The sequence below is a fragment of the Tepidimonas alkaliphilus genome (assembly GCF_007556595.1).
In the GTDB taxonomy this organism is placed as follows: domain Bacteria; phylum Pseudomonadota; class Gammaproteobacteria; order Burkholderiales; family Burkholderiaceae_C; genus Tepidimonas; species Tepidimonas alkaliphila.
Genome location: NZ_VJNB01000001.1, coordinates 19,044 through 45,305, shown reverse-complemented (window position 1 = coordinate 45,305; position 26,262 = coordinate 19,044). Strand labels below are relative to the sequence as shown.

The window sequence follows — 26,262 nt, the reverse complement described above, 5'->3', positions numbered from 1 at the left end:
CGGGGCTGAGCGCCGTTTTAGGGGTTGAGGGCGGAATGCTCCGCCCTGCTTTGACAAGGAGACCCCGATGACGCTCAAACTCCACTTGGTGCGGCTGCGCCGGCCGCTGGCGCTGGCGGCGAGCGCTGGCGCTGCTTTAGCGCTGCTGGGCTGCCTTGGCGGCGGCGACGGCCCCAGCAGCGCCGAGGCCGGGCCCGACCGCGCGGCGGTGGCCCTCGGACGCGAGGTGTTCCGCTACGAAACCTTTGGCAACGAAGGCTTTTGGACCGATGCGATGCGCTTGCCCCAGGGGCTGGTCAAAGCCGGCCTCACCCCGCTGCAAGCCCTCGGGTTGGGTCTGAACGTGGACGTCGAAGCGCTCAGTCCTGCCACCGCCCAAGCCTTGACCAAGGCGCTGGCTGAAATTCGCAACGGCAAAGATCCGCAACAAACCGTGTTGGCCGATCCAGCCGTGACGCTGACGCTGATCAATGAAGGGGCGGTGATCGGCGTCGTGCCGGTGGATGCGCAAGGACGGCGCAAACCGCTGGGCAGCTCGCCGCAATACAACCCGAACGACCGGCTTGACCTCGCGCGCGGGGACAAGATTGGCATCAGCTGCGCGCTGTGCCACAGCCGCACCGACAACTCGGTGGTGCCGGCTGGATTCGCGGGATTGGCCGGTTCGGTTGGTCGCCGTATCGATGGCCCTAACGCGATCGATCTTGACGTCGGCAAGATTCTGGCGGCAGCCGACAACCCAGTGGCTTATTTGCCATTGCTGCAACTGGCTTTCCAATCCCTCAACGGCGCCAGCATCGGCAAGACCGATTTTGCCGGCATTCAAAACGACACCAATGAGGAGGCGCGCGCTTACCTGGCCGGCGCCGACCGGCAGGGACAGCGGCACTACGGCCCCGGCACGTTCGATGCCCTGCCCGACGGCATCAACAACACCGCTTACACGCAGGCGTTTTTCCGCACCGACTTGGCCGCGCCGTGGGGGCATGCCGGCACGTTCGCCAACCTGGACGATTTCAACAACTACGTTTACACGGTCGCGCTGGATCCGACCGTGCTGGCCACCGAGCGCGGTGCGCAACTGCTGACCACGCTGGCGGGGCCGGTGGGTCAGGAAATCCACCAACGCTACCGTGCCGTGCTGGAACGCAGCGGGCTGGCTGGCCGCTATCCTTTTGTGCGCGCGCAACCGACGGGTCGCCCCATCGGCGATCCGGCGGGCGTGGTGGGCGTGCGCGTCGATGCCGCCAAGCTGGCGGCGCTGCGCGCCTACACCGACCAGCTGGCCGCGCCGCGCACCCAGCGCCAGCTCGATCCGGCCTTGGTGCAGCGCGGCCAACAAGTGTTTGCGCAGCAATGCGCCAGCTGCCACACCGCCGACCCCAATCGCCCGGTGCAAACGGCGGTGCAGCCGCTCAGCACCCTCTACCCGGCTTATCGGCCTCAAGTGCTGCTCAGCCGTCCCGCGCCGCTGTCGCCGGTGCAGAAAAGCTTCGATCAAGGGCCGCGCCCAAGCTACGACAACGAGGTGGTGGTGATCAACGCCTCGCTGCGCGGCGAGCGAGTCGGCTACGCGCAACCCTTGCTGCTGGGCTTGGATGGCCGCAAAGACTTTTTGCACGACGGCAGCGTGGAGGGTCGCGACACGCTGGAGGCGCTGCGCTGGCTGCTCGATCCTCAGCGCGGGGGGCAAGCGCCGCACCCGTTCTATGTCGGCAACGTCGCCGATCGTGACGCGGTCGTGCATTACCTGTTGAGTCGTTGAGTTCGGACGATTTACTTTCCCAGTAACCCTGCAACAATCTGAAAGGAGTTCCAATCATGCGACGCACCACCCCTTGGATCTTTGGCCTTAGCCTGTTGGCAGCAGCCGCCAGCCCAACTTGGGCTCAAGAGAAAAAACCCCTGACGATGGGGGAATTGCAAACCATCCGCGCCATGGCCGGCGGCACGGTTGGCGAAGCCCTGGGCCAGGTGATGCCCATGCCGACGCTGGGCGTCATTGCCAACCGGTCGGCCATTTGCAGCACGCTGGCCGGCGGCATCGGCAGCGGCTACCTGCGCACGCATCCCAAAGGAGCCTTCACCATGGAGTCGGTGCGCGAAGCAAGCGACATCCCCGCTGCGGTTCAGCGCCTGGCCAACGCCGACATGGTTTATCTGGCCTTTGGGGGTGAATGGAAGCGCGACGACAATGTGGCGCTGCTGGAAAAAACGTTGGAAGAGCTGGCAGCCCAGCAATACAAAGGTACGCTGGTCTTTCACGTGACGACCTGGGCGCAAAAACAGCCGCAGGACATCGTGGCGCGCAATCCCCGGGTGGCCGACTACCTGCGCAAAAGCAGCATGGCGGTGGGAACCCTCAATCTGGATGCCAAGAAAGCGACGCTGAACCGCTTGGCCTTGGACGGCGACCAATTCAAGCTGACGGCGGTGGCCGAAGTGCCGTTGCGCGACGACTTGGTGGCGCTGTTCCGCCGTCAATAAACGTGTCGAACGGGGCGGGCTAAATCCCGCCCGGGCGCAGCTGCGGCACGCGCTGCAGCGCCAGCGCCGCCGCGGCGGTGCGCGTCTCCACGCCGAGCTTGGCGTGGATGCGCTCCAGGTGCTTCTTGACGGTGGCGGGGCTGGCGCCGACGATGTCGGCGATGTCGCGGTTGATTTTGCCCTGCACGACCCAGTAGAGCACCTCGGCCTCGCGGGCGGTGAGGCCGAAGGTGCTCATCAGCGCCTCCAGCACGCTGGTGTCGGAGGTCTCCTGCATCACGATCAGCCAGTGGCCGCCCTCGCTGTCGGCGCTGGTGTCAGCCGGATCATCCACCGATCGGTACAGCCGCAGCGTCAGCCGCCGCGTGCCCTGCGTCAGCGTCAGGCGCGGCGGCTCCGCCGGCGCCGGGTCGCCCCGGCACAGGTCCGGCCCGTGGCGGCGCAGCCACTGCAGCACCGGCTCCGGCGTCACCGGCGCCTCGGTGCCACAGTAGCGCCACAGCAGCTCGCGCGCCAGCGGCGTCTGCCACAGCAGCCGGCCGTCGCGCATGCGCACCGTGATGGTGGCAAAGCCGAACGCATCCAGCGCGTTGCGCGCCTGCTGCTGCACCATCGAGCCCTGGCGGATCTGGCGCGAGGTGCGCAGGTGCACGCCGATGCGCGCGATCACCTCTTGCGGCTTGACGGGCTTGGTCACGTAGTCCACCGCGCCGGCGGCCAGCCCCTCGATCAGGTGCTCGGTCTCGGTCAGGCCGGTCATGAACAGGATCGGGATGCTGGCGGTGCGCTCGTCGGCCTTGAGCCGGCGCGCCACCTCAAAGCCATCCATGCCCGGCATCAGCGCATCGAGCAGGATCACGTCGGGCCGCGCCTGGCGCGCGCGCAGCAGCGCCGTGGGGCCGTCGCTGGCCACCAGCACCGTGTAGCCGGTCTCGTCCAGCATGTCGTGCAGCGCCGCCAGGCTCTCGGGCACGTCGTCCACGATCAGCACCAGCGGGCCGGTCTCACTCTCCAGCACGTGCGGTCGCATCGTCGCTTGCCTCCATCAGCCATCGCTCCAGCAGGTCGAACTCCAGCGCGCGCGCGGCCTGCCGCACCGCCTCCAGGCCGGGCAGCGGCGGCGCCTCATCCAGCAGCCGCAGCACGCCGCGCGCCCAGCCCAGCCGCACGCGCTCCAGCAGCGCCGCGCGCAGCGGCGCGGGCCAGGCGTGCAGCCCGGGGCAGGCCGACAGCGCGGCAGGCGGCGGCAGCGCCGCCGGCGCCGCCCCGGACGCGGTCGCGGCGGCCACGGCGGGGGCGGCCACCTCCGGCAGGTACAACCGCAGCCGGAACGTCGTGCCCTGCCCGAGCGCGCTGTGCACGGTCAGCTCGCCGCCCATCAGTTCGGTGAGCATGCGCGCGATCGTCAGCCCCAGCCCGGCGCCGGCGGCGCGGCTGGCCGCGGCCCCGCGCGCGAACGGCTCGAACACGCGCTGCAGCTCCGAGGCGCTCATGCCCGGGCCGGTGTCGGCGACCTCGATCGTGGCCAGCTCGCGCGCCCAGGCCACGCGCAGCGTCACGGTGCCGGCGTCGGTGTAGCGCACCGCGTTGCCGAGCAGGTTGAGCAGCACCTGGCGCAGCCGCGCCGCATCCGTGCGCACCGCCGCCGGCCAGCGCGGCGGCCCCTCCAGCGCGAAGCGCAGCCCCTTGGCGCGCGCCTGCGGCGCCAGCAGCGCGGCCACCTCCTCCAGCAGCGCGCGCAGGTCGGTCGGGCGCAGGTCCAGCGTCACCCGCCCGGCCTCGATGCGCGCCAGGTCCAGCGTGCCTTCGATCAGCGACAACACGTGCTCGCCGGCGCGCTGGATCATCGCCAGCGCGTGCGCCTGGCGCGCCTCCAGCGCGGCGTCGCGCTGCAGCGCCTGCACGTACAGCATGATGGCGCCCAGCGGTGTGCGCAGCTCGTGGCTGATGGCGCTCAAGTAACGGCTCTTGGCCTCGTTGGCGCGCTCGGCGGCACGCCGCGCCGCCTCGGCCTGCTCGCGCGCACGCTGCAACTGCGCGTCGGTGCGGCGGTGCGCGTCGATCTCGCGCAGCAGCAGCCGGGTGTAGCGGTTCGATTCGCGCTGCGCCACGTGGCGCGCGCGCTGCGCCAGCACCAGCCACCACACCACCACGGCCGCCAGCGCCAGCAGCACGACGTAGACCTTGCGATAAGCCTCGTGAATCAGCGTCGCCGGCGCGCCCAGCGCCTGCGCGTGGCGCAGATCCTGCTGCGCCAGCAGCGCCAGCAGTCCGGCCAGCACCAGCGCGGTGACCGCCAGCAGCACGAGGTAGTGCGCCACCCCGGCGTCCAGGTACGGCAGCCAGCGCCGCGGCAGCCAGCGCCGCAGCCACGCGCGCAGCTGCGTGCCCAGCCGCGCGTGCGGCTTGCAGGCGTCGCCGCAGCGCGCATCCAGCGTGCAGCACAGCGAGCAGATCCAGCCGCCGTAGGCCGGGCAGCGCGCCATGTCCGGCCCTTCGTAGTCGCCCTGGCAGACGACGCAGCGCAGCACCGCCGGCGTGCCCGACGCGCCCGGTGGGGCGCCGGCCACCGCCGGATCGGGCCGGCGCGCCAGGTGATGGCGGCCGCGCGTCCAGGCGCCCAGCAGCACCGCGAGCCCGAACGCCGCCCCCATCGACACCAGCGCCGAAAACGCCTGCGCCAGCGCGCCGAGCATCCCGACGTGCGCCGCCACCCCGAGCAGCGAGGCGCCGACCATCGCGCCGACCCCGACCGGGTTGACGTCCACCAGATGCGCGCGGCGGAATTCGAGGCCGCGCGGCGACCAGCCCAGTGGCTTGAGCACCACCAGGTCCGCCACCACCGCCACCAGCCACGCCAGCGCCACGTGGGCGTACAACCCCAGCACCGCCCCGAGCGCCTGAAAGACGTTCATTTCCATCAGCAGCCAGGCCAGCGCGATGTTGAACGCCATCCAGACCACGCGCCCGGGGTGGTGGTGCGTCAGGCGCGAGAAGAAGTTGCTCCACGCCAGCGACCCGGCGTAGGCGTTGGTGACGTTGATCTTGAGCTGCGAGACGACGACGAACAGCGCCGTGGCCGCCACCGCCCAGGCAGGCGGCAGCAGGTGCTCGTAGGCGACGCGGTACATCTGGTTCGGATCGACCGCGTGCGCCGCGTCCACACCGCGCTCCAGCGCCAGATGGGCAAGCCACGCGCCCGCCAGCATCTTCAGCACCCCCGGCACCACCCAGCCCGGGCCGCCGACGGCCACCGCCGCCCACCAGCGCCAGCGCCGCGCGGGGTGCGGCGGCGGCATGAAGCGCAGGTAGTCGGCCTGCTCGCCCATCTGCGTCACCAGCGCCAGCGCCACCGTCAGCGCCGCACCGAAGCGGTGCCAGTCGAATCCTCCGGCGGCCTCGATCGCACCATCTCGGTGCAGCCAGCGCGCCACCGAGCCCGGATCCTGCACCAGCACCGCTGCCCACGGCAGCAGCATCAGCACCAGCCACAACGGCTGCGTCCAAAGCTGAAAGCGCCCGATCAGCGTCACGCCGTGCGTCACCAGCGGGATCACCACCAGCGCGCACAGCAGGTAGCCCCACGACGGCGGGATGCCCAGCGCCAGCTCCAGCGCGTAGGCCATCACCGCCGCCTCCAGCGCGAAGAAGATGAAGGTGAAGGTGGCGTAGATCAGCGAGGTCAGCGTCGAGCCGAGGTAGCCGAAGCCTGCGCCGCGCGTCAGCAGATCCATGTCCACGCCGTGGCGCGCCGCGGCCACGCTGATCGGCCAGCCCACCAGCGCGATCACCGCCCCGGCCGCCAGGATCGCCGCCACCGCGTTGACGACGCCGAACTGCAGCATCAGCGTGGCGCCGACCGCCTCCAGCACCAGGAACGAGGCCACGCCGAACGCCATGTTGGCCACGCGCGCGGCGCTGAAGCGGCGAAAGCGCAACGGCGTGTAGCGCAGCGCGTAGTCTTCCAGCGTCTCGCTGGCCACCCAGCGATGGTAGGCGCGGCGCACCGGCGCGATCGGCGCCGACGGCGCCGGGCGCGGCTCGACGTTGCTGGAAACGGGTGGCATGCGCGGCTGGCTTGCAGCTTTCGTGCCACGCCGCATCAGGCTGGCACACGGCTTGCTTCATCCCGGACATGGATCTGACCCCGCGCGAAAAGGACAAGCTGCTGATCTTCACCGCCGCGCTGCTCGCGGAACGGCGTCGCGCCCGCGGGCTCAAGCTCAACTACCCGGAGGCAGTGGCGCTGATCAGCGCCTACGTGCTGGAGGGCGCGCGCGAGGGCAAGACGGTGGCGCAGCTGATGAGCGAAGGCCGCCAGGTGCTCACGCGCGACGACGTGATGGACGGCGTCGCGGAGATGATCCACGATATCCAGGTCGAGGCCACCTTCCCCGACGGCACCAAGCTGGTCACCGTGCACCAGCCGATCGCTTGAGCCCCCTCGGCAAAGCAGGAGATGTTCCCATGACCACGTCCTCGTTTCGTTGTCTGGCGTTGACGCGCCGCGCTGGCCCGGCGCTGGCGGCTGCTGGCTTCGGGCTGGCGGCCCACACCGTCTGGGCCCATACCGGCGTCGACATGGGCGCCCACCATGGCTGGCTGGCCGGTCTGATGCACCCCTGGAGCGGGCTGGATCACCTGCTCGTGATGCTGGCCGTTGGCGTCTGGAGCGCGCTGGCCACGGCGCGCGTTTGGCTGGCGCCGCTGAGCTTCGCGGCTGTGCTGTGGCTGGGCGCCTGGAGCGCCCAGCACGGCCTGGCGGTGCCGGCGGTGGAGCCAATGATCGTCGCCTCGATGGTCGTCATCGGGTTGCTGATCGCCCTGCAGGCCGCCTGGCCGGCCCCGGTGGTGGCGGCGATCGTGGCAGGCTTTGCGTGGTTTCATGGCGCCGCCCATGGGCAGGAGCTGCAGGGCAGCGCGGCCCTGGCGGGGATGGTCCTCAGCACCGCGGTGCTGCACGCCTTGGGCATCGCGCTGGGCGTGACGCTGCGGCGCTGGCACGCCTGGGCACCGCGCGCCAGCGGCGCGCTGGTCGCGCTGGCTGGCTTCTACACGCTGCTCGCCCGCTGAGGGATCGACGATGACCGCCGCCGAACGTGTCATCCCCGGCGAAATCCTCACCGCCGACGGCGAGCTCGAGCTCAACCCCGGCCGGCCCACCGTCACGCTGGTGGTCAGCAACACCGGCCAGCGCCCGATCCAGGTCGGCTCGCACTACCACTTCGCGGAGGTGAACGCGGCGCTGGCCTTCGACCGCGCCGCCGCGCGCGGCATGCGCCTCAACATCGCCAGCGGCACCGCGGTGCGCTTCGAGCCGGGCCAGCAGCGCACCGTCGAGCTGGTGCCGTATGGCGGGACGCGCCAGGCCTGGGGCTTTCGCGGTCTGGTCAACGGGCCGCTGGACGACGACGCACACGGAGGCTGAGGCACGATGGCCACGATTCCGCGCCGCGCCTATGCGGAAATGTTCGGCCCCACGGTGGGCGACCGGTTGCGCCTGGCCGACACCGAGCTCTGGGCCGAGGTGGAAGACGATCTGACGCTGCGCGCCGGCGGCTACGGCGAGGAGGTCAAGTTCGGCGGCGGCAAGACCATCCGCGACGGCATGGGGCAGAGCCCCCGCAGCCGCGCGCAGGGCGCGGTGGACCTGGTCATCACCAACGCGCTGATCATCGACCACTGGGGCATCGTCAAGGCCGACATCGGCGTGCGCGACGGTCGCATCGTCGCCATCGGCAAGGCCGGCAACCCCGACACGCAGCCGGGCGTGGACATCGTCATCGGCCCCGGCACCGAGGTGCTGGCGGCCGAGGGCATGATCGTCACCGCCGGCGGCTACGACAGCCACATCCACTTCATCTGCCCGCAGCAGATCGAGGAAGCCCTGATGTCGGGCATCACGACCATGACCGGCGGCGGCACCGGCCCGGCCACCGGCACCAACGCCACCACCTGCACGCCGGGACCGTGGCACCTCGAGCGCATGCTGCAGGCGGCCGAGGCGTTCCCGATGAACCTGGGCTTTCTCGGCAAGGGCAACGCCAGCCGCCCGGAAGGCCTGCGCGAGCAGATCGAGGCCGGCGCCATCGGCATGAAGCTGCACGAGGACTGGGGCTCCACACCGGCGGCGATCGACACCTGCCTGTCGGTGGCGGAGGAAACCGACACCCAGGTCGCCATCCACACCGACACACTCAACGAAAGCGGCTTCGTCGAGGAAACGCTGGCCGCCACGCGGGGCCGCACCATCCACGCCTTCCACTGCGAGGGCGCCGGCGGCGGGCACGCGCCGGACATCCTGCGCATCGTCGGCGAGCCGCACGTGCTGCCGTCCTCCACCAACCCGACGCGGCCCTACACCGTCAACACGCTGGACGAGCACGTGGACATGCTGATGGTGTGCCACCACCTCGACCCGGCCATCGCGGAGGATCTGGCGTTTGCCGAAAGCCGCATCCGCAAGGAGACGATCGCCGCCGAGGACATCCTGCACGATCTGGGCGCCATCAGCATCATGAGCAGCGACAGCCAGGCGATGGGCCGCGTCGGCGAGGTCATCACGCGCACCTGGCAGACCGCGCACAAGATGAAGGTGCAGCGCGGCTGGCTGGCCCCGCCGCCGGGGCGTGCGCGCGGCATCGAGCACGAGCCGCGCAACGACAACTTCCGCATCAAGCGCTATGTGGCCAAATACACGATCAACCCGGCGATCGCGCACGGCGTGGCGCACGTGGTCGGCTCGGTGGAGGTCGGCAAGTGGGCCGACCTGGTGCTGTGGAAGCCGGCTTTCTTCGGCGTCAAGCCCGCCGTCGTCGTCAAGGGCGGCCTGATCGCCGCCGCCGCGATGGGCGACCCCAACGCCTCCATCCCGACGCCGCAGCCGGTGCACCTGCGCCCGATGTTCGGCGCCTTCGGCGAGGCGGTGGCGCGCACGTCGCTGACCTTCGTGTCGCAGGCGGCGCTGGCCGCCGGCGTCGGGCCGCGCTACGGCCTGCGCAAGCCGCTGGTGGCGGTGCGCGGCTGCCGCGGCATCGGCAAGCGCGACATGGTGCTCAACGACGCCACGCCGGTGATGGAAATCGACCCGCAGACCTACGCCGTGCGCGCTAACGGCGAGCTGCTGGTGTGCGAGCCGGCGGCGGTGCTGCCGATGGCGCAGCGCTACTTCCTGTTCTGAAAGGTGAGCGCGATGACGATGGCCTCCACCTCCTCGACGACGCTGCTGGCCACGCGCGTGCTGCCGCGCGGCGGCGGGCTGGCGCGCGCGCTGCTGGCGCGGGCGCCTGCGCTGGTGCTGGACTGGGCGCAGCGCCAGCGCAGCCGCTTCGAGGCCACCGACACGCTCGGGCGGCGCATCGGCGTCGTGCTGCCGCGCGGCACCGTGCTGCGCGGCGGCGACGCACTGGTGCTGGCCGACGGCGGCCTGCTGCGCGTGGAGGCGGCGCCAGAGCCGCTGCTGCGCGTGACGGCGTGCCCGCGGCACGGCACGCCGCTGGACCTGCTGCGCGCCGCCTACCACCTCGGCAACCGGCACGTCGCCTTGCAGATCGAGCCCGACCACCTGCAGCTGGAGCGCGACCCGGTGCTGGCCGACCTGCTGCGCGGGCTGCACCTCGACGTCACCGAGGTGGAGGCTCCGTTCGAGCCGGAAAGCGGCGCCTACGGCCACCCCGGTCACGCGCATCCGCATGGCCACGGGCACCGGCACGACCATGACCACGATGACCATGGCCACGACCACGGGCACCGGCATGCGCCCTGACCCGCTTGCGCCCGAAGCCAGCGCGACCGACGACGGAGCGCTGCTGGCGCTGCTGTGGCTGGCCTCGCCGGCGCTGCCGCTGGGGGGCTTTTCGTATTCCGAGGGACTGGAGGCGGCGGTGGAGGCCGGCCTGGTGCGCGACGAGGCCAGCGCCGCCGCCTGGCTGCAGGCGCAGTTGCGGCTGGCGCCGGCGCGCGCCGATCTGGCGGTGACGGCGGCGGCGCTGGCCGCGTGGCGGCAGGCCGACTGGAGCGCCCTGCGCGAACTGGACGGCTGGGTGCGGCGCACGCGCGAAAGCGCCGAGCTGCGGCTGCAGACCGAACAGCAGGGCCACGCCGTGGTGCAGTGGCTGGGCAGCCTGGCGCCCGAGCTGCACCCCGCCCCGCCGCCGGCAGCCGTGCCGCAGGATCTGCGCCAGCCGACCTACCCGGTGGCCTACGCCTGGGCGCTGGCGAGCCTCACGCCACCGGCGCTGCCGGTGGCGCGCGCGCTGCTGGCGGCGGGCTTTGCCTGGTGCGAGGCGATGGCGCAGGCCGCCATCAAGGCCGTGCCGCTCGGCCAGGCCGCCGGCCAGCGGCTGCTGGCGCGGCTGCGCGCGGCGCTGCCGGCGCTCGTCGCCCAGGCGGCCACGCTGCCCGCCGCGCAGCGCCAATCCTTCACCCCGATGCTGGCGATCCTGTCGGCCCGCCACGAAACGCAATACAGCCGCCTGTTCCGCTCATGAACGCCCCTGTGATCACCACCCCGCTGCACGCCATCCCTGGGCGCACCAAGCCGCTGCCGCCGCTGCGCGTTGGCATCGGCGGGCCGGTCGGCTCCGGCAAGACCACGCTGCTGGAAATGCTGTGCAAGGCCATGCGCGACCGCTGGGATCTGGTCGCCATCACCAACGACATCTACACCAAGGAAGACCAGCGCCTGCTCACCGTCAGCGGCGCGCTGCCGCCCGAGCGCATCCTCGGCGTGGAGACCGGTGGCTGCCCACACACCGCCATCCGCGAGGACTGCTCGATCAACCTCGAGGCCATCGACCGCATGCTGCGGCGCTTTCCGGACGCCGACATCGTCTTCGTCGAAAGCGGCGGCGACAACCTGGCCGCCACCTTCAGCCCGGAGCTGTCGGACCTGACGATCTACGTCATCGACGTGGCTGCCGGCGAGAAGATCCCGCGCAAGGGCGGCCCCGGCATCACCCGCAGCGACCTGCTGGTCATCAACAAGATCGACCTCGCCCCGCACGTCGGCGCAAGCCTCGAAGTCATGGCCGCCGACACCGCGCGCATGCGGCCCGACGCCGAGCGCCGCCCGTGGGTCATGACCAACCTCAAGACCCTGCAAGGCGTGGACGAGGTGGTGGCGTTCATCGAGCGGCGCGGGCTGCTGGGCGCAACGGCCTAGAGCGCCACTGAGGCGGGTTACACTCTGTCGGCCTGGTTGCCGCCACCCCGCCGATGCTGACGTTGCCGACTTCGCCTGAATCCACCCTCGTCATCGCCGCCGCGCTGCTGCTGGGGTTGCTGGTCGGCAGCTTCCTCAACGTCGTCATCCACCGCCTGCCGCGGATGCTGGAGCGGCGCTGGGCGGCGGAATGCGCGGCGCTGCGCGGCGAGGCGGTCGCCGAGGCGCCGCGCTACGACCTGCTGGCGCCGCGCTCGCACTGCCCGCAGTGCGGCACGCCGATCCCGTGGTGGCGCAACGTGCCGCTGCTGTCCTTTGCGCTGCAGCGCGGCCGCTGCGCCGCCTGCGGCGCGCCGATCGGCTGGCGCTACCCCCTCGTGGAGGCAGCCACCGGCGCGCTGTTCGCCGGGTGCGCGTGGCGCTACGGGCTGGAGCCGGCGGCGCTGGCCTGGGCGGGCTTTGCGGCGGCGCTGCTGGCGCTGGCCTGCATCGACTGGGACACGACGCTGCTGCCGGACGACATCACGCTGCCGCTCGTCTGGGCGGGCCTGATCGCCGCAGCGCTCGGCTGGACGGGGCAGGCCCTGCCGGATGCGCTGTGGGGGGCGGTGGCCGGCTACCTGAGCCTGTGGAGCGTCTATTGGACGTTCAAGCTGCTCACCGGCAAGGAAGGCATGGGCTACGGCGACTTCAAGCTGCTGGCGGCCCTCGGTGCGTGGCTCGGCTGGCAGGCGCTGATTCCCCTGGTGCTGGTGGCCTCGCTCCTGGGCGCCGTCGTGGGGCTGGCGATGAAGGCGCTCGGGCGCCTGCGCGAAGGCCGCTACGTGCCGTTCGGGCCGTTTCTCGCCTTCGGCGGGCTGCTGGTGTGGGCGCTCGGCCCGCGCGCGGTGCTGGGCTGGGTGGGGCTCGCGTGATGGGCGCCCCGTTGCGCATCGGGCTGACCGGCGGCATCGGCAGCGGCAAGAGCACCGTGGCGCGCATGCTCGCCGAGCTCGGCGCCGACGTCATCGACGCCGACGCGATCGCGCGCGCCGTCACCGCCTCCGGAGGCGCCGCCATCGAGCCGATCCGCGCCGCCTTCGGCCCCGCTTTCATCGACGCGAGTGGCGCGCTGGATCGCGCGCGCATGCGGGCGCTGGCTTTCTCCGACCCACAGGCCAAGGCGCGGCTGGAAGCGATCGTCCATCCTCTGGTGCGCGCCGAGATCGACCGGCGCCTGGCCGCCAGCGCCGCCGACACCGTGGTGCTGGATCTGCCGCTGCTGGTGGAGTCGGACGCGTGGCGGCAGCGCTGCGACCGGGTCTGGGTCGTCGATTGCGAGCCCGAGACGCAGATCACGCGCGTGATGGCGCGCAGCGGCTGGCCGCGCGCGCAGGTGGAAGCGGTGCTGGCGCAGCAGGCCAGCCGCGCGCAGCGGCTGGCCGCCGCCGATGTGGTGCTGGCCAACGGCGCCGCCACCGATCTGGATGCCCTGCGTGCGCAGGTGCTGCGCGCCTGGGCGCAGCGGCGAATGCCGCTATCATGACCCCGTGATCCTCTACGAATACCCCCTTAACGAGCGCACCCGCACCTACCTGCGCCTGGAGCACCTGCTGCACCGGCTGGGCGTGCTGGTGCCCCGTGAGCATCCGCTGGACCACCATCACGCGCTGCAGACGCTGTTCGAGATTCTCGAGGTCGGCGCACGCGCCGACCTGAAGACCGAAATCCTGAAGGATCTCGATCGCCATCGCCAGCAGCTGGAGGCGCTGCGCGGCCATCCCACCATCGCCGAAGCCGCCCTGGAGCGGGTGCTGACGCAAATCGAACAATGCCACGCCGCCTTGCGTGACGACGAAGGCCGCTTGGGGCATGCGTTGGGCGGGGTGGAGTGGCTGGCAACCTTGCGCAACCGAATCGGGATCCCTGGGGGCACTTGCGCGTTTGACCTGCCGGCCTATCACGAGTGGCAGCACCGCCCCGCTGCCGAGCGCCAAGCCGACCTGTTGCAGTGGGCCCAGTCGGTGGCCTGCCTCGGGCAGCCGGTGCAGCTGCTGCTGCAGCTGTTGCGAGAGTCGGCGGTGGCGCAAAAGGTGTTTGCGGCGCGTGGGCAATTCCAGCAAAACTTGCCGCAAAGTCGCACCTTTCAGCTGCTGCGCGTCTGGCTCGACCCCGGCTTGCGCCTCGTCCCGGAAATCAGCGGCAACCGCTTGCTGGTTTCGGTGCGATTGCTGCGCCGCAACATCGAGGGCAAGCTGGAGCCTGCCACCGACATCGATGCCGAATTCGAAATCCACCTTTGCGCCTGACGAACCGCCATGACACCATTGGGCTCGCGCCGCAAACTGCCAATCGGCATCCAGACCCTGCGCGACATCCGCGAGGGCGGCTACTACTACGTGGACAAGACGCCGCTCGTCGCGCGCCTGGCGGACAGCGGCAAGTTCTACTTTCTCTCCCGCCCGCGCCGCTTCGGCAAGAGCCTGCTGCTGGACACGATCGCCTGCGCGTTCGAGGGTAAGCGGCAGCTGTTCGACGCGCACGACGGCGCGGATGGCACGGCGCCGCGCGAGAGGCTCTTCCTTGCCGACCACTGGGACTGGGCCAAGCCCCATCCGGTCATCCGCATCAGCTTTGCCGAGGGTCGGCTAGCCGAAGCCGCCAAGCTCGAAGCCCACATCCACCATCAGCTCGACACCAACGCCGCCCGGCTCGGCGTGAGCCTGCCGCCTGTCGGCGAAGACCCGCACATCCGCTTCACCGAGCTCATCACCCGCGCCGCTGAGCAGCACCAGCGCCAGGCCGTGGTGCTGGTCGATGAATACGACAAGCCGATCCTCGACAACCTCGAGGCCCCTGAGATCGCCCGCGCCATGCGCGAGGGCTTGAGAAACCTCTACAGCGTCATCAAGGGAAGAGACGCCGACCTGCGCTTTGTGCTGCTGACCGGGGTGTCCAAATTCAGCAAGGTCTCGATCTTCTCGGGCCTCAACAACCTGCGCGACATCACGCTGTCGCCCGAATACGGCACGCTCTGCGGCTACACCGAGGAGGATATCGACACCGTCTTCGCGCCGGAGCTCGAGGCCGCCGCGGCGGAAGGCCAGGCACTGGATCGCGAGGAGATCCGGCGCTGGTACAACGGCTACCGCTGGGGTCCGGTGAGCGTTTACAACCCCTTTGACGTCTTGCTGCTGCTGGCCGAACGGCAATTCCGCGCGCACTGGTTTGAGACCGGCACGCCGACTTTTCTCGTGGAGTGGCTAAAGCGCCGGGGCTTTTACACCCCGCAGCTGGAGCGGCTCTACGCCAGCGAGCAGCTGCTCTCCGCCTTTGACGTGGAGGCCATCGAGCCCGAGGCGCTGCTGTGGCAGACCGGTTACCTCACGATCCAGCGCGTGGAGGTCTGTGATGGAGTGACCGAATACGAGCTCGGCGTGCCCAACCGCGAGGTGCGCGCCGCGCTCAACGAAACCCTGCTGCGCGCCTGGCTGCCGCAGCGCCCCGAGGGCCGCCTGACCGACGTGGTGCGCATGCTGCGCGCGGCGGATACCGACGCGCTGCGCGCGCACTTCGAGCGGCTCTACGCCAGCATCCCGCACGACTGGGTGCGCGCCAACCCCATCGCCCAGTATGAGGGCTATTACGCCAGCGTCTTCTACAGCCACTTGGCAAGCCTCGGCCTGGACATCGTGCCGGAGGAGGTCTCCAATCCGGGCCAGTGCGACCTCGTCATCCGCCATGCGGGCCGCGCGTGGGTGATCGAGTTCAAGGTCATCGACGGCGACGCCCCCACCGGCGAGGCGATGCGCCAGCTCAAGGCCAAGGATTACGCCGCCAAGCACCGCGGCGCGCCGGGCATCGAGGAGGTGATCGAACTCGGCGTGGAGTTCAGCCCCACGAAGCGCCAGATCGTCGGGTGGGAGGTGGCGCGGTGGCCGAGCGCCAACGGAGTTTGACCCGGATGAGCACACCCGAGCCCTCCCCCGGCTTCACGCCGCGCACCGTGCGCTGCCCAGCCTGCGGGCAACCGGCGCGCTACGCGCCGGACAACCCCTGGCGACCGTTTTGCAGCGCACGCTGCAAGCAAGTGGATTTGGGCGCCTGGGCCAGCGAGGCCTACCGGGTGCCGGATCCGACGCCCCCGGCTCCGGATCCGGAGGCGCCGCCGCACTGACGCCAGGCCACGCCATTCAGGCCGCCAACGACGCGCGGATCTCCGAAAAGCTGCTCGCCAGATCCAGCACGTCGATTGGCTGGCCGAGCTGGCGCTCGATCTGCGTGTGCGAGATGATGCCGCGGATCCACGGCCCGTGGCCGGCGCCGGCCTTCTCCGCCACCAGCAGGTGCCGCCGTCCGACCGCCTTCAGCGTCGCGATCACGTCGGCCACGCTGCAGCGCTTGAGGTCGTCGTAATCCACGGCGTCGAACTCCGCCAGCGGCGTCATCACGTCGGCCACCACCAGCTCGTCGTAGGTGACGCCGCGGCGCTGCGCTGCCACCAGGGGCCGCTCGCCTTCCAAATCCGTGGCGGTCACCAGCCCTTCGACGCACGGCATGTCCTGCACCACGAACAGCAGCCGCACGCCCTGGTGGATCATGGTCTGGCGCGCCGCGCGCAGCGTCTCGTCCGGCGTGGTGGTGGCGGCGCGCACCTCGGTCAGGTCGGTCATCACCGTCACGCCGGGCGACTGCAGCGTCACCGCCGGGCGCTGCGGCGGCTGCGCCTGCGCGATGCAGGTACCCGGCGGGAAACGAAACGGCGTCAATCGTGCCATCGAGGTTCTCCTTCCACTCATCCCGGCAACTCCCCGGGATTGCCCTCAGCGTAGCGACGGACCGCGGCCCTGGCAAGGGGGTCATTCCCGATGACATCCATAGCCTGCATCGATCGGCGCGCTGGCTTCCTGCTCCATCCAGCGCAGCAGCGGCCAGGTGCCGGGCAACACCGGCGCCACCGTCACCGGCAGCGTCTGCCACGCGAACGTCTGCCCCTCGCGCATCTGCAGCTCGCCGCGCCAGTCGAACACGCGGCAGACGTGCAGCCGCACGCGCGCGTGCGGGTAGTCGGCCTCCAGCACGCGCCACGGCTGCGCCGCCCCGATCGTCACGCCGATCTCTTCCTGCAGCTCGCGGCGCAGCGCCTGCTCCACCGTCTCGCCCGGCTCCACCTTGCCGCCGGGGAACTCCCAGTGCCCGGCGTAGGCCTTGCCGGGCGGGCGCGTGGTGAGCAGGAAGCGCCCGTCGCGGTCGATCAGCACGCCGACCGCCACGTCCACCACCGGCCGCGGGCCCGGCGCGCGCGGCCGGTCGGCATCGACCACCAGCACCTCGTCGGGCGCCGGCGCGGCGGGCGCGGTCATGCCCCCTCCGCGGGCGTGCGGCCCGCCCAGTCGCGCGCGAACTGGTAGGCCACGCGCCCGCTGCGCGCGCCGCGCTCCAGCGCCCACACCAGCGCCGCGCGGCGCGCCTCGTCCCACTGCGCCTCCGGCACGCCGTAGGCGGCGAGCCACTGCCGCACCACCGCCAGGTATTCGTCCTGGCTGAACGGGTAGAAGCTCACCCACAGGCCGAAGCGCTCCGACAGCGAGACCTTCTCCTCCACCGCCTCGCCCGGGTGCAGCTCGCCGTCGTCGCCGTAGGTGGCGGCCAGGTTGTCGCGCATCGTCTCGGGCAGCAGGTGGCGGCGGTTGCTGGTGGCGCAGATCAGCACGTTGGGGCTGGCGGCGGCCACCGAGCCGTCGAGGATCGACTTCAGCGCCTTGTAGCCCGGCTCGCCTTCCTCGAAACTCAGGTCGTCGCAGAAGACGAGGAAGCGCTCCGGCCGCGGCGCCACCACCTCGACGATGTCGGGCAGGTCGGTCAGGTCGCCCTTGTCCACCTCGATCAGGCGCAGGCCCTGCGGGGCGTATTCGTTCAGGCACGCCTTGATCAGCGAGCTCTTGCCGGTGCCGCGCGCACCGGTCAGCAGCACGTTGTTGGCCGGCAGCCCGCGCACGAAGCGCTCCAGGTTGCGCTGCACCTTGGCCTTCTGCTCGTCGATGGCCTGCAGGTCCTCGAGCCGGATCGAGGCCACGTGCCGCACCGGCTCCAGCACGCCGTGCGCGCCGCGCTTGCGGTAGCGAAACGCCACCGACGCGCCCCAGTCCGGGGCCGACAGCGGCTGCGGCAGGATGGCTTCGATGCGGTCGATCAGCGCCTCGGCGCGCGCCAGCAGCCGTTCGAATCGTTCGTTCATCGGCTCAGCTGCGGTAGTCGGCGTTGATGCTGACGTAATCGTGACTCAGGTCGCACGTCCACACGGTCTCGGCCGCCGTGCCGCGCCCCAGGTCCACGCGCACGGTGATTTCACTCTGCTTCATCACGCGCTGGCCGTCCTCCTCGCGGTAGGCCGGGTGGCGCCCGCCGCGCGTGACGACGTGCACGTCGTCCAGGAACAGCTCGATGCGGCCCTGGTCGAGGTCCTCGATGCCGGCGTAGCCCACCGCCGCCAGGATGCGGCCCAGGTTGGGGTCGCTGGCGTAGAAGGCGGTCTTGACCAGCGGCGAGTGCGCGATCGCGTAGGCGACCTTGAGGCACTCCTCGGCGTCGCGCCCGCCCTCCACGCGCACGGTGATGAACTTGGTCGCCCCCTCGCCGTCGCGCACGATGGCGTGCGCCAGCTCGCGCGCCACCTCCGTCACCGCCGCCTGCAGCGCCTGCCCGGCGGGGCTGTCCAGCGACGTGATGGGCGCCAGCGCCGCGCGCCCGGTGGCCATCACGATGAAGGAGTCGTTGGTGGAGGTGTCGCCATCGACCGTGATGCGGTTGAACGAACCGTCGGCGGCGCGGCGGGCGAGTTCCCCGATCAGCTCCGGGGCCACCGGCGCGTCGGTGGCGACGAACCCCAGCATCGTCGCCATGTTCGGCCGGATCATGCCGGCGCCCTTGGCGATGCCGGTCACCGTCACCGGCACGCCGTCGATCGTCACGCGGCGGCTGGCGGCCTTGGGCACGGTGTCGGTGGTCATGATGCCCTCGGCGGCGCGCAGCCAGTGCGCGCCGTCCTCGGCCGCATCGGCCAGCGCCGCCGGCAGCCCGGCCACGATGCGCTGCACCGGCAGCGGCTCCATGATGACGCCGGTAGAAAACGGCAGCACCTGCTGCGGCGCCACACCGAGCCGCTGCGCCAGCGCGATGCAGACGGTGCGCGCATCCACCAGCCCCTGCTCGCCGGTGCCGGCGTTGGCGCAGCCGGTGTTGACCACCAGCGCGCGGATGCCCGGCCCCGCGGCCAGGTGCTCGCGGCAGACCTGCACCGGCGCAGCACAGTAGCGGTTGCGGGTGAAGACGCCGCCCACCGCGCTGCCGTCGTCCAGCAGCATGACGGTGAGATCCTTGCGGTTGGGCTTGCGCACGTGCGCCTCGGCCACGCCCAGGCGCAGGCCGGGCACCGGGTGCAGCTTGGCGGGGTCGGGGGGGCAAAGTTGAACAGCCATGGGTTGCCTTAGCCGGGCGTGCAAGGCGCCGAAGCGGCGGGCGCGTGCCCGTCGAACCAGCGCCGCAGTTGCGCGTGCAGCAGCGCGCGGCACTGCGCCTCATCCAAGCCTTGCAGCTTAGCATGCCAACCGGGGGCCAGCTCCAGAAAACGCTGCAACACCGCAGGATCAAAGTGCCGTCCGCGCTCGCGCTCCATCATCTCCAGCGCCTGGGCCAGCGCGAAGGGTTCTTTATACGGGCGGCGGGAGGTCAGCGCATCGAACACATCCACCACCGCGAAAATGCGCGCCGCCAAGGGAATGGCCTCGCCGGCCAGGCCGCGCGGGTAGCCGCTGCCGTCCCAGCGCTCGTGGTGCGCCGCCACCACCTGCCGCGCGCCCGCCAGCCATTCGATGCCTTCCAAAATCGCCTCGCCCTGCGCGACGTGCGTGCGCATGATGCGCCATTCCTCCTCATCCAGCCGCCCGGGCTTGAGCAGCACCCGGTCGGGGATGGCGATCTTGCCGACGTCGTGCAAAAAACTGCCCAGCACCAACGAACGGATGGCCTCCGGATCCAGGCCAAGGGCTTGACCGAGCTCGGCGGCCATCCACGCCACGCGGTAGTTGTGCGCCCCGGTGTCGGAATCGCGCCGGGCGATGGCGCGGCCCAGCGCCTCCATCGTGGAAAGATACGACCCCGCCAGCGCCTGGGTTTTGCGTTGGTTGTCGCGCCACAGCCCCGCCAGCACCGGAATCGTGACGCCGCCGCCCAGCAGCGCGGCCAGCCCCGCCACAAGCGCGCCCTCCAGCACCTCGCGCGTGGTGTCGCGCTGCAATAGGCGCTGCTCCAACGGCGCCAGCGTGCGCAGGGCGTGCACCGTCCAGGCCGGCTCCCCATGGGGCCGCGGCACCGTGCGCCGGATCACCCCCACGGCCTGCGTCGCCGCGCGGCCATCGGCCAGCGTCGGCGGCTGGCGCAGCCAATCGTCGGCGTGCGGGCCTTGGTAGGCCAAGCGGCGACCCTGCGCGTCCAGCACCGCAGCGGCGTCAAAGCCGAGTTCCATCAAATCGGCGACCAACCGGGCCGCTTGGGCCGACGCCGGCCCAGACGCGCCCTGCGCCGAACGGGCTACGCGGTCGATTTCGGCGCTCCAGTGGGCTTGCAGTTCTTCGGCGCGGTCGCGCCGCGCCAGCCACCCGCCCACCCCCGCCGCCAGCAGCGCCACCGCCAGCGACGCCGCCGCCACCCGCAGCACCCACGAGCGGCGCCACGCGGCCACCGTCAGCAAGTCGCTAAACGCAAAGGACTCGGTGGACGGCAAAGTCGAAAACCCCCGCTGACCGTGGCGTTAAAACGTTTCCCAATCGCCCTCATCGGCGGGGGCGGCGGCGGCGGCGCGCGCCGGCGGGTGGGCCGGCAGCGCGGCGGACGCTGCCGCCGGCGCGGCAGGCGGCGGCGCGGACGTCGAGCGCAGGGCCGGGGCGCGCGGCGCAGGCTTGGCGCTGGCCACGGCGGCGGGCGCGGGGCTGCGCCGCGCCGCGGGCGCGGCCACGCTGGCCGCCGCACCGCCCGGCACCCGGAACTGCGACACGGTGCGCAGCAGCTCTTCGGCTTGCTGGCGCAAGCTGGCCGCCGCAGCCGCCGCCTGCTCCACCAGCGCGGCGTTCTGCTGCGTGGCCTGGTCCAGCTGGCCCACCGCCGCGTTGACCTGCGCGATGCCTTCGCTCTGCTCGTTGGCGGCGGCGGACACCTCGCCGATCATGTCGGCCACGCGCTGGATCGCCTGCACGATCTGCTCCATCGTGCCGGCGGCCACCTGCACCTGCTGGCCGCCGCGCTGCACGCGCTGCACGCTGTCGTCGATCAGGGCCTTGATCTCCTTGGCGGCCTGGGCGCTTCGCTGCGCGAGCTGACGCACTTCGCCGGCCACCACCGCGAAGCCCCGGCCGGCCTCGCCGGCGCGCGCGGCCTCCACCGCGGCGTTGAGCGCCAGGATGTTGGTCTGGAAGGCGATGCCGTCGATGACGTTGGTGATGTCGGCGATCTTTTGGCTGGCCGTCTCGATGCCCTGCATCGTCGCAGTGACTTCCTGCACCGCCTGCCCGCCCTCGCGCGCGGTCTGCGCCGCCTGCGCCGCCAGCTGGTTGGCGGTGCGGGCGGAATCGGCGCTGTGGCGCACCGTCTCGGTCAGCTCCTCCATGCTGGAGGCGGTCTGCTCCAGGCTCGAGGCGGCGCTTTCGGTGCGCGCCGACAGATCCTGGTTGCCGGCGGCGATTTCCGCCGCGCCGTGATCCACGCTGGCAGCAGCCTCGCGGATGCGCACCACCGCCTCCACCAACGCCTGCTGCATGCGCGCCAGCGCCGCCAGCAGCCGGCCGACCTCATCTTGCGAGTGCGCCTCCACCCGCTGCGTCAAGTCGCCTTGCGCCACCGCCTCGGCCAGCGCCACCGCGCGGGCCAGCGGGCGCGTGATGCCGCGCACGATGCCCACCGCCAACAGCACGCCCACCAACAATGAGGCGGCTATCACCACCAGCACCCCCCATTCCGCCATGCGCTGCGCGGCCTCCGCATCGGCTTGCGCTTCTTTTGCCTCGCGCTGCAGCCCCTCGGCCAGCTTGCCGACCGCCGCGGCGTAAGCGTCGCCGTTGCGCTGCACTTGCGGAATCAGCCGTTCGATGGCCGCGGCGTCGTTCGCCTCGATCGCACGGCTCAAGTCGTCGCGCAAGCGCAGGTATTCGTCGCGCACTCGGCCCGCTTCGGCAAAGACCGCTTGCTGACCCGTGGCGGCGATCTCGCGTCTGAGCTTATCCTGCAGCTCATCGATGCGCACGCGCGTTTTTTCGATGTTGGCCTCCACGGCTTGCTTTAACTCTGGATTTTGCAAGCCAAACCGCGCGATGATGACTTGGCGCTGATTCTGAATCGTCGCCAGCTGCCCCCACTCGGTGGCGGCCAGCGCCAATTGGTTGGACTGCTCCAACTCAGCCAACTTGGGTTTGACCACCTTCTGATCCACCCCAAACAACACCGCGCCGGTCAGCACCATGCCCAGCGCCATCACCCCCACCGCCAGCGCGATGCGCCAGCCGATGCTCCAATCCCGAAAGCGCATGCCGATTCCCTCCACCTGATAACCTTGTAACGTGGCGGCGGTGGCGCCTCAGCGGTTGATCAAGCCCGCGTCGTGGAACTTCGCGAAGGCGGCGCCTGCCGGCCTCTCACAACGATAGCACAGGCCTGTTGCGCGCTGGATGCGCCCTGTTGCGCCGCTGGGCGCCCGGCGCGCGCCTGGATGCGCCGCCGCGCCCTCAGGTCAGCTTGCCGTGGCAGTGCTTGTATTTTTTGCCGCTGCCGCACGGGCAGGGGTCGTTGCGGCCGACGCGCGGCAGCGCCGGTGCCGGCGGGCGGGCGAGCAGCCCGGCATCGGCGGTGGTCTCGGCTTCGCCGGTCTCGGTCGGCGCGGTGTAGGTGACGTTGGTCAGGTGCGTGGCGCGCGCCTCCATCTGCTGCGCCGCGCCGCTCATCTCCTCCGGCGTCTGGATGCGCACGTTCATCAGGATGCGCGTGACCTCGTCGCGCACCGCGTCCAGCATCTGGCCGAACAGCTGGAACGCCTCGCGCTTGTATTCTTGCTTGGGTTGCTTTTGCGCGTAGCCGCGCAGGTGGATGCCCTGGCGCAGGTAGTCCAGCGCGCTCAAATGCTCGCGCCAGTGCTGATCCAGCGTCTGCAGCAGCACCACGCGCTCAAACGGGCGCAGCGCCTCCGCCCCGGCCAGCTGCACCTTGGCCTCGTAGGCGTCGTGCGCGGCCTGCACGACGCGGCGCACGATGTCCTCGTCGTCCATCTCGCTGGCCTGCTGCACCTCGGCCACCAGGTCCAGCGTCAGCCCGTAGCGTTCGGCCAGCGCCTGCTGCAGGCCGGGCAGATCCCACTGCTCCTCGACGCTGCCGGCTGGCACAAACTGGCGCACCAGGTCGGTGAAGCAGCCCTCGCGCAGCGCCGCCACCTGGGCCGATAGATCCTGCGCGTCCAGGATGTCGTTGCGCTGCTGGTAGATGACTTTGCGCTGGTCGTTGGCGACGTCGTCGTATTCCAGCAGCTGCTTGCGGATGTCAAAGTTGCGCGCCTCGACCTTGCGCTGCGCGCTCTCGATGGCGCGGGTGACCATGCCGGCCTCGATCGCTTCGCCCTCGGGGATCTTGAGCCGCTCCATGATGGTCTTGATGCGATCCCCGGCAAAAATGCGCATCAGCGGATCGTCCAGGCTCAGGTAGAAGCGGCTGGAGCCGGGGTCGCCCTGACGGCCGGCGCGGCCACGCAGCTGGTTGTCGATGCGGCGGCTCTCGTGCCGCTCGGTGCCGATGATGCGCAAGCCCCCCAGCTGCTTGACCTTGTCGTGGTCGGCCTGCCACTGCTGGCGCAGCTGCGCGATGCGCTGCGCCCGGGCGGCCTCGTCCAGCGCCGGGTCGGCCTCCACCGCGGCGATCATCTTCTCGAGGTTGCCGCCCAGCACGATGTCGGTGCCGCGGCCCGCCATGTTGGTGGCGATGGTGATGGCGCCGGGGCGGCCGGCCTGGGCGATGATTTCGGCCTCGCGCGCATGCTGCTTGGCGTTGAGCACCTGGTGCGGCAGGCCCTCGCGCTGCAGCAGCTGCGACAGCAGCTCCGAATTTTCAATCGAGGAGGTTCCCACCAGCACCGGCTGGCCGCGCGCGTGGCAGGCGCGGATGTCCTCCACCACGGCGCGGTATTTTTCTGCCGTGGTCTTGTAAACGCGGTCTTGCTCGTCGCGGCGCTGGCTCGGCTTGTTGGGCGGGATGACCACCACCTCCAGCCCGTAGATCTGCTGGAATTCGTAAGCCTCGGTGTCGGCGGTGCCGGTCATGCCGGCCAGCTTCTGATACAGACGGAAGTAGTTCTGGAACGTGATCGAAGCCAGCGTCTGGTTTTCCGGCTGGATCGCCACGCCCTCCTTGGCCTCCACCGCCTGGTGCAGGCCGTCGCTCCAGCGCCGCCCCACCATCAAGCGCCCGGTGAATTCATCGACGATGACCACCTCGCCGTTTTGCACCACGTAGTGCTGGTCGCGGTGATACAGGTGGTGGGCCTTGAGCGCCGTGACCAGGTGGTGCAGCAGCGTGATGTTGGCCGGGTCGTAGAGCGAGGCCCCTTCCGGCAGCAGCCCGGCGCGCGTCAGCAGCTCCTCGGCGCGCTCGTGGCCTTGCTCGGTCAGGTGGATCTGGTGCGATTTTTCATCGACCGTGAAGTCGCCCGGCTCGATGACGCCCTCGCCGGTGCGGGGGTCGGCCTCGCCGATCTGGCGCTTGAGTTGCGGCGCCAGCCGGTTGACCTTGACGTAGAGCTCGGTGTGGTCCTCGGCCTGGCCGCTGATGATCAGCGGCGTGCGCGCCTCGTCGATCAGGATCGAGTCCACCTCGTCCACGATGGCGTAGTGCAAGCCGCGCTGCACGCGGTCGCGCGGCTCATACACCATGTTGTCGCGCAGGTAATCAAAGCCAAACTCGTTGTTGGTGCCGTAGGTGATGTCGGCGGCGTAGGCGGCCTGCTTGGCCTCGCGGCTCATCAGCGGCAGGTTGACGCCTACCGTCAGCCCCAGCCACCTGTAGAGCCGACCCATCCACTCGGCGTCGCGGCTGGCCAGGTAGTCGTTGACGGTGACGACGTGCACGCCCTTGCCGGTCAGGGCGTTGAGGTACACCGGCAGCGTGGCGGTCAGCGTCTTGCCCTCGCCGGTGCGCATCTCGGCGATCTTGCCCTGGTGCAGGGCGATGCCGCCCATCAGCTGCACGTCGAAGTGGCGCATCTGCATGACGCGGCGGCTGGCCTCGCGCACCACCGCGAACGCCTCCGGCAGCAGGTCGTCGAGCGACTGCCCCTGCGCCAGGCGCTGCCTGAACTCGGCGGTCTTGGCCTGCAGTTGCTCGTCGCTGAGGAGCTGCAGCGGCGCCTCCAGCGCGTTGATGCGCTCGACGATGCGGCGGTAGCCTTTGAGCAGCCGGTCGTTGCGGCTGCCAAAAATCTTGGTGAGGAATGGGATGGCCATAAAACCCCCAACCGCGCTGCGGCAACATGCCGACCAGCGCGGTTTGCCTTCGAATGAGCGGGCATTGTAGCGGCTGCCCCGCCTCGGCCCGCCGCCTGCGCTCAACGCGAAACGGGGTTTGAGACGCGCACGCGCACCGCCTGCAGCGCCGGCCAGCCCGCCGAGCGGGCCGCCGCCAGCAGCACTGGCGCCAGCTGGCGCAGCTTGGCCGCCACGGAGGGGTTGGCCGCCAGCAGGCACCACTCGCGCTCGTCCAAGGGGCCGGGCAGCACCTGCTCGCGCAGCAGCGGCGGCAAGTGCGCCGCAACGCGGCGCAGCAGCCGCGCCGAGGCCCACGCGCGCTCGGCCACGTCGGCCAGCGTGGCGTGGGCGCGCACCGCCTGTTGCAGCGTCAGCACCGCCATCGCGCCGTCACTGGCCCTGCGGGCCGGTTTCGCGCACGCACTTGGTCACGAAGCTCGCGCGGGCGGCGCCGGCCAGCTTTTTCTCACCGGCTTGCGCCTCGCAGCGCGTCTGCGCCTCTTGCTGGCACTTCTTGACAAACGACGTCTTGGCCGCGCCAGCCAGCTTGCGCTCCTGCGCCGCGGCTTCGCACGCCGACAGCGCACCCTCAGCCGCCCAGGCCGCGTGGGCAAGCGTCAGCGCCGCGCACGCCAGCCCTGCTCCCGCCCCAAGACGCCGCACGCCTTGATGGTTCATCTTTGCCCCTCCAAACCCAAGCGTTTAGGCCGTCCGCCGTTCGCGGCTGGCTCATCGCTTGCGCGGCGAAGTCTAGCCGATCAAGCCGCGGATCACGGCCCGGGCCGCAAGCGCAGCAACCGCTTAGGGCGCTCGGCAACGAGGAAGCGCCCGTCCGGCAGGAAGGCCACCGCCCACGGGCGCTCCAGCCCGCGCGCCACTTCCTTAGTCTGCAGCGCCTCCGCGGCTGGGGCGGATGCCGTCCACAGCCAGCCGGCCAGGGCCGCGATCCAGCGCCGGGCGCGCCCGAGCCCCCGCGTGATCCACGCCCCTGTCCACACCCCTTTGAACGCCCGTAAGCACATGAGCCCGAAGGATGCCCGCACGCGCCCGGCGGCGTCCATCCATGAGGGAACCTGGGCTTTA

Annotated in this window: 26 protein-coding genes; 14 read left to right on the top strand and 12 right to left on the bottom strand. The window is 70.9% G+C overall.

Annotated elements, in window-relative coordinates; translation table 11 throughout:
* The first annotated feature begins 67 nt into the window (after nucleotides 1-67).
* Entirely contained in the window at nucleotides 68-1,765 is a 1,698-nt protein-coding gene (locus Talka_RS00220; protein WP_143889028.1) for a c-type cytochrome, read from the top strand.
* 56 nt (nucleotides 1,766-1,821) lie between these two features.
* Nucleotides 1,822-2,487: a hypothetical protein gene (locus Talka_RS00215; RefSeq protein WP_143889027.1), complete on the top strand. Its 666-nt coding sequence runs from the start codon at nucleotides 1,822-1,824 to the stop codon at nucleotides 2,485-2,487.
* A 19-nt stretch (nucleotides 2,488-2,506) separates the two neighbouring features.
* Here the strand turns inward: Talka_RS00215 and Talka_RS00210 are convergent, their stop codons facing one another.
* On the bottom strand, nucleotides 2,507-3,517 hold the full coding sequence (locus Talka_RS00210; RefSeq protein WP_143889026.1) for a response regulator transcription factor: 1,011 nt from the start codon (nucleotides 3,515-3,517) through the stop codon (nucleotides 2,507-2,509).
* Nucleotides 3,492-6,554, bottom strand: a complete 3,063-nt coding sequence (locus Talka_RS00205; protein ID WP_246100499.1) for an ATP-binding protein — start codon at nucleotides 6,552-6,554, stop codon at nucleotides 3,492-3,494. The genes Talka_RS00210 and Talka_RS00205 overlap by 26 nt, the downstream gene beginning before the upstream one ends.
* Before the next feature lie 68 nt (nucleotides 6,555-6,622).
* Between Talka_RS00205 and Talka_RS00200 the strand changes: the two genes are divergently transcribed.
* From Talka_RS00200 to Talka_RS00145, 12 genes are read left to right on the top strand one after another with little or no spacing between them, the layout of a single operon-like run.
* On the top strand, nucleotides 6,623-6,925 hold the full coding sequence (locus Talka_RS00200; protein ID WP_143889024.1) for an urease subunit gamma: 303 nt from the start codon (nucleotides 6,623-6,625) through the stop codon (nucleotides 6,923-6,925).
* 29 nt (nucleotides 6,926-6,954) lie between these two features.
* Nucleotides 6,955-7,560: a HupE/UreJ family protein gene (locus Talka_RS00195; RefSeq protein ID WP_143889023.1), complete on the top strand. Its 606-nt coding sequence runs from the start codon at nucleotides 6,955-6,957 to the stop codon at nucleotides 7,558-7,560.
* A 10-nt stretch (nucleotides 7,561-7,570) separates the two neighbouring features.
* Nucleotides 7,571-7,915 (top strand): urease subunit beta, encoded by a 345-nt coding sequence (locus Talka_RS00190; protein ID WP_143889022.1) that lies wholly within the window; start codon nucleotides 7,571-7,573, stop codon nucleotides 7,913-7,915.
* Nucleotides 7,916-7,921: 6 nt separating this feature from the next.
* Nucleotides 7,922-9,667, top strand: a complete 1,746-nt coding sequence (gene ureC, locus Talka_RS00185; protein WP_143889021.1) for an urease subunit alpha — start codon at nucleotides 7,922-7,924, stop codon at nucleotides 9,665-9,667.
* 12 nt (nucleotides 9,668-9,679) lie between these two features.
* The gene (gene ureE, locus Talka_RS00180) at nucleotides 9,680-10,252 is read left to right on the top strand and encodes an urease accessory protein UreE (protein ID WP_342781007.1); all 573 of its coding nucleotides are present in this window, start codon (nucleotides 9,680-9,682) and stop codon (nucleotides 10,250-10,252) included.
* A complete protein-coding gene (locus Talka_RS00175; protein WP_425472618.1) occupies nucleotides 10,218-10,976 on the top strand; it encodes an urease accessory protein UreF in 759 nt (252 codons plus the stop codon). Before ureE ends, Talka_RS00175 begins: the two co-directional genes overlap by 35 nt.
* Nucleotides 10,977-10,987: 11 nt before the next feature.
* Entirely contained in the window at nucleotides 10,988-11,650 is a 663-nt protein-coding gene (ureG, locus tag Talka_RS00170) for an urease accessory protein UreG (RefSeq protein WP_143889426.1), read from the top strand.
* 53 nt (nucleotides 11,651-11,703) lie between these two features.
* Nucleotides 11,704-12,564: a prepilin peptidase gene (locus Talka_RS00165; RefSeq protein WP_143889019.1), complete on the top strand. Its 861-nt coding sequence runs from the start codon at nucleotides 11,704-11,706 to the stop codon at nucleotides 12,562-12,564.
* A complete protein-coding gene (gene coaE, locus Talka_RS00160) occupies nucleotides 12,564-13,175 on the top strand; it encodes a dephospho-CoA kinase (protein WP_143889018.1) in 612 nt (203 codons plus the stop codon). The genes Talka_RS00165 and coaE overlap by 1 nt, the downstream gene beginning before the upstream one ends.
* Nucleotides 13,176-13,179: 4 nt before the next feature.
* Nucleotides 13,180-13,938, top strand: coding sequence for a cell division protein ZapD (gene zapD, locus Talka_RS00155; protein WP_143889017.1), 759 nt, complete (start codon nucleotides 13,180-13,182; stop codon nucleotides 13,936-13,938).
* A 9-nt stretch (nucleotides 13,939-13,947) separates the two neighbouring features.
* Complete coding sequence (locus Talka_RS00150; protein WP_143889016.1) at nucleotides 13,948-15,588, top strand: ATP-binding protein; 1,641 nt, start codon at nucleotides 13,948-13,950, stop codon at nucleotides 15,586-15,588.
* Between the two features lie 5 nt (nucleotides 15,589-15,593).
* Nucleotides 15,594-15,806, top strand: a complete 213-nt coding sequence (locus Talka_RS00145) for a DNA gyrase inhibitor YacG (protein ID WP_143889015.1) — start codon at nucleotides 15,594-15,596, stop codon at nucleotides 15,804-15,806.
* Between the two features lie 16 nt (nucleotides 15,807-15,822).
* On the opposite strand, the gene Talka_RS00140 is transcribed toward Talka_RS00145, so the two are convergent.
* From Talka_RS00140 to Talka_RS12265, 10 genes are all read right to left on the bottom strand, one after another.
* Nucleotides 15,823-16,407, bottom strand: coding sequence for a CBS domain-containing protein (locus tag Talka_RS00140; RefSeq protein WP_143889014.1), 585 nt, complete (start codon nucleotides 16,405-16,407; stop codon nucleotides 15,823-15,825).
* 81 nt (nucleotides 16,408-16,488) lie between these two features.
* A complete protein-coding gene (locus Talka_RS00135; RefSeq protein WP_143889013.1) occupies nucleotides 16,489-16,992 on the bottom strand; it encodes an NUDIX domain-containing protein in 504 nt (167 codons plus the stop codon).
* On the bottom strand, nucleotides 16,989-17,867 hold the full coding sequence (locus Talka_RS00130) for an ATP-binding protein (protein WP_143889012.1): 879 nt from the start codon (nucleotides 17,865-17,867) through the stop codon (nucleotides 16,989-16,991). Before Talka_RS00130 ends, Talka_RS00135 begins: the two co-directional genes overlap by 4 nt.
* Nucleotides 17,868-17,871: 4 nt before the next feature.
* Nucleotides 17,872-19,107: a bifunctional glutamate N-acetyltransferase/amino-acid acetyltransferase ArgJ gene (argJ, locus tag Talka_RS00125; RefSeq protein ID WP_143889011.1), complete on the bottom strand. Its 1,236-nt coding sequence runs from the start codon at nucleotides 19,105-19,107 to the stop codon at nucleotides 17,872-17,874.
* A gap of 8 nt (nucleotides 19,108-19,115) precedes the next feature.
* Entirely contained in the window at nucleotides 19,116-20,369 is a 1,254-nt protein-coding gene (locus tag Talka_RS00120) for an HD-GYP domain-containing protein (protein ID WP_143889010.1), read from the bottom strand.
* Between the two features lie 69 nt (nucleotides 20,370-20,438).
* Nucleotides 20,439-22,205 (bottom strand): methyl-accepting chemotaxis protein, encoded by a 1,767-nt coding sequence (locus Talka_RS00115; protein ID WP_246100498.1) that lies wholly within the window; start codon nucleotides 22,203-22,205, stop codon nucleotides 20,439-20,441.
* A gap of 196 nt (nucleotides 22,206-22,401) precedes the next feature.
* The gene (secA, locus tag Talka_RS00110) at nucleotides 22,402-25,158 is read right to left on the bottom strand and encodes a preprotein translocase subunit SecA (protein WP_143889009.1); all 2,757 of its coding nucleotides are present in this window, start codon (nucleotides 25,156-25,158) and stop codon (nucleotides 22,402-22,404) included.
* 101 nt (nucleotides 25,159-25,259) lie between these two features.
* The gene (locus Talka_RS00105) at nucleotides 25,260-25,562 is read right to left on the bottom strand and encodes a DciA family protein (RefSeq protein WP_143889008.1); all 303 of its coding nucleotides are present in this window, start codon (nucleotides 25,560-25,562) and stop codon (nucleotides 25,260-25,262) included.
* Between the two features lie 7 nt (nucleotides 25,563-25,569).
* Nucleotides 25,570-25,857 carry a hypothetical protein gene (locus Talka_RS00100; protein ID WP_143889007.1) on the bottom strand — a complete coding sequence of 96 codons (288 nt, stop codon included), beginning with the start codon at nucleotides 25,855-25,857 and terminating at the stop codon, nucleotides 25,570-25,572.
* Between the two features lie 92 nt (nucleotides 25,858-25,949).
* Complete coding sequence (locus tag Talka_RS12265; RefSeq protein ID WP_221933825.1) at nucleotides 25,950-26,240, bottom strand: PQQ-dependent sugar dehydrogenase; 291 nt, start codon at nucleotides 26,238-26,240, stop codon at nucleotides 25,950-25,952.
* Nucleotides 26,241-26,262: the final 22 nt, after the last annotated feature.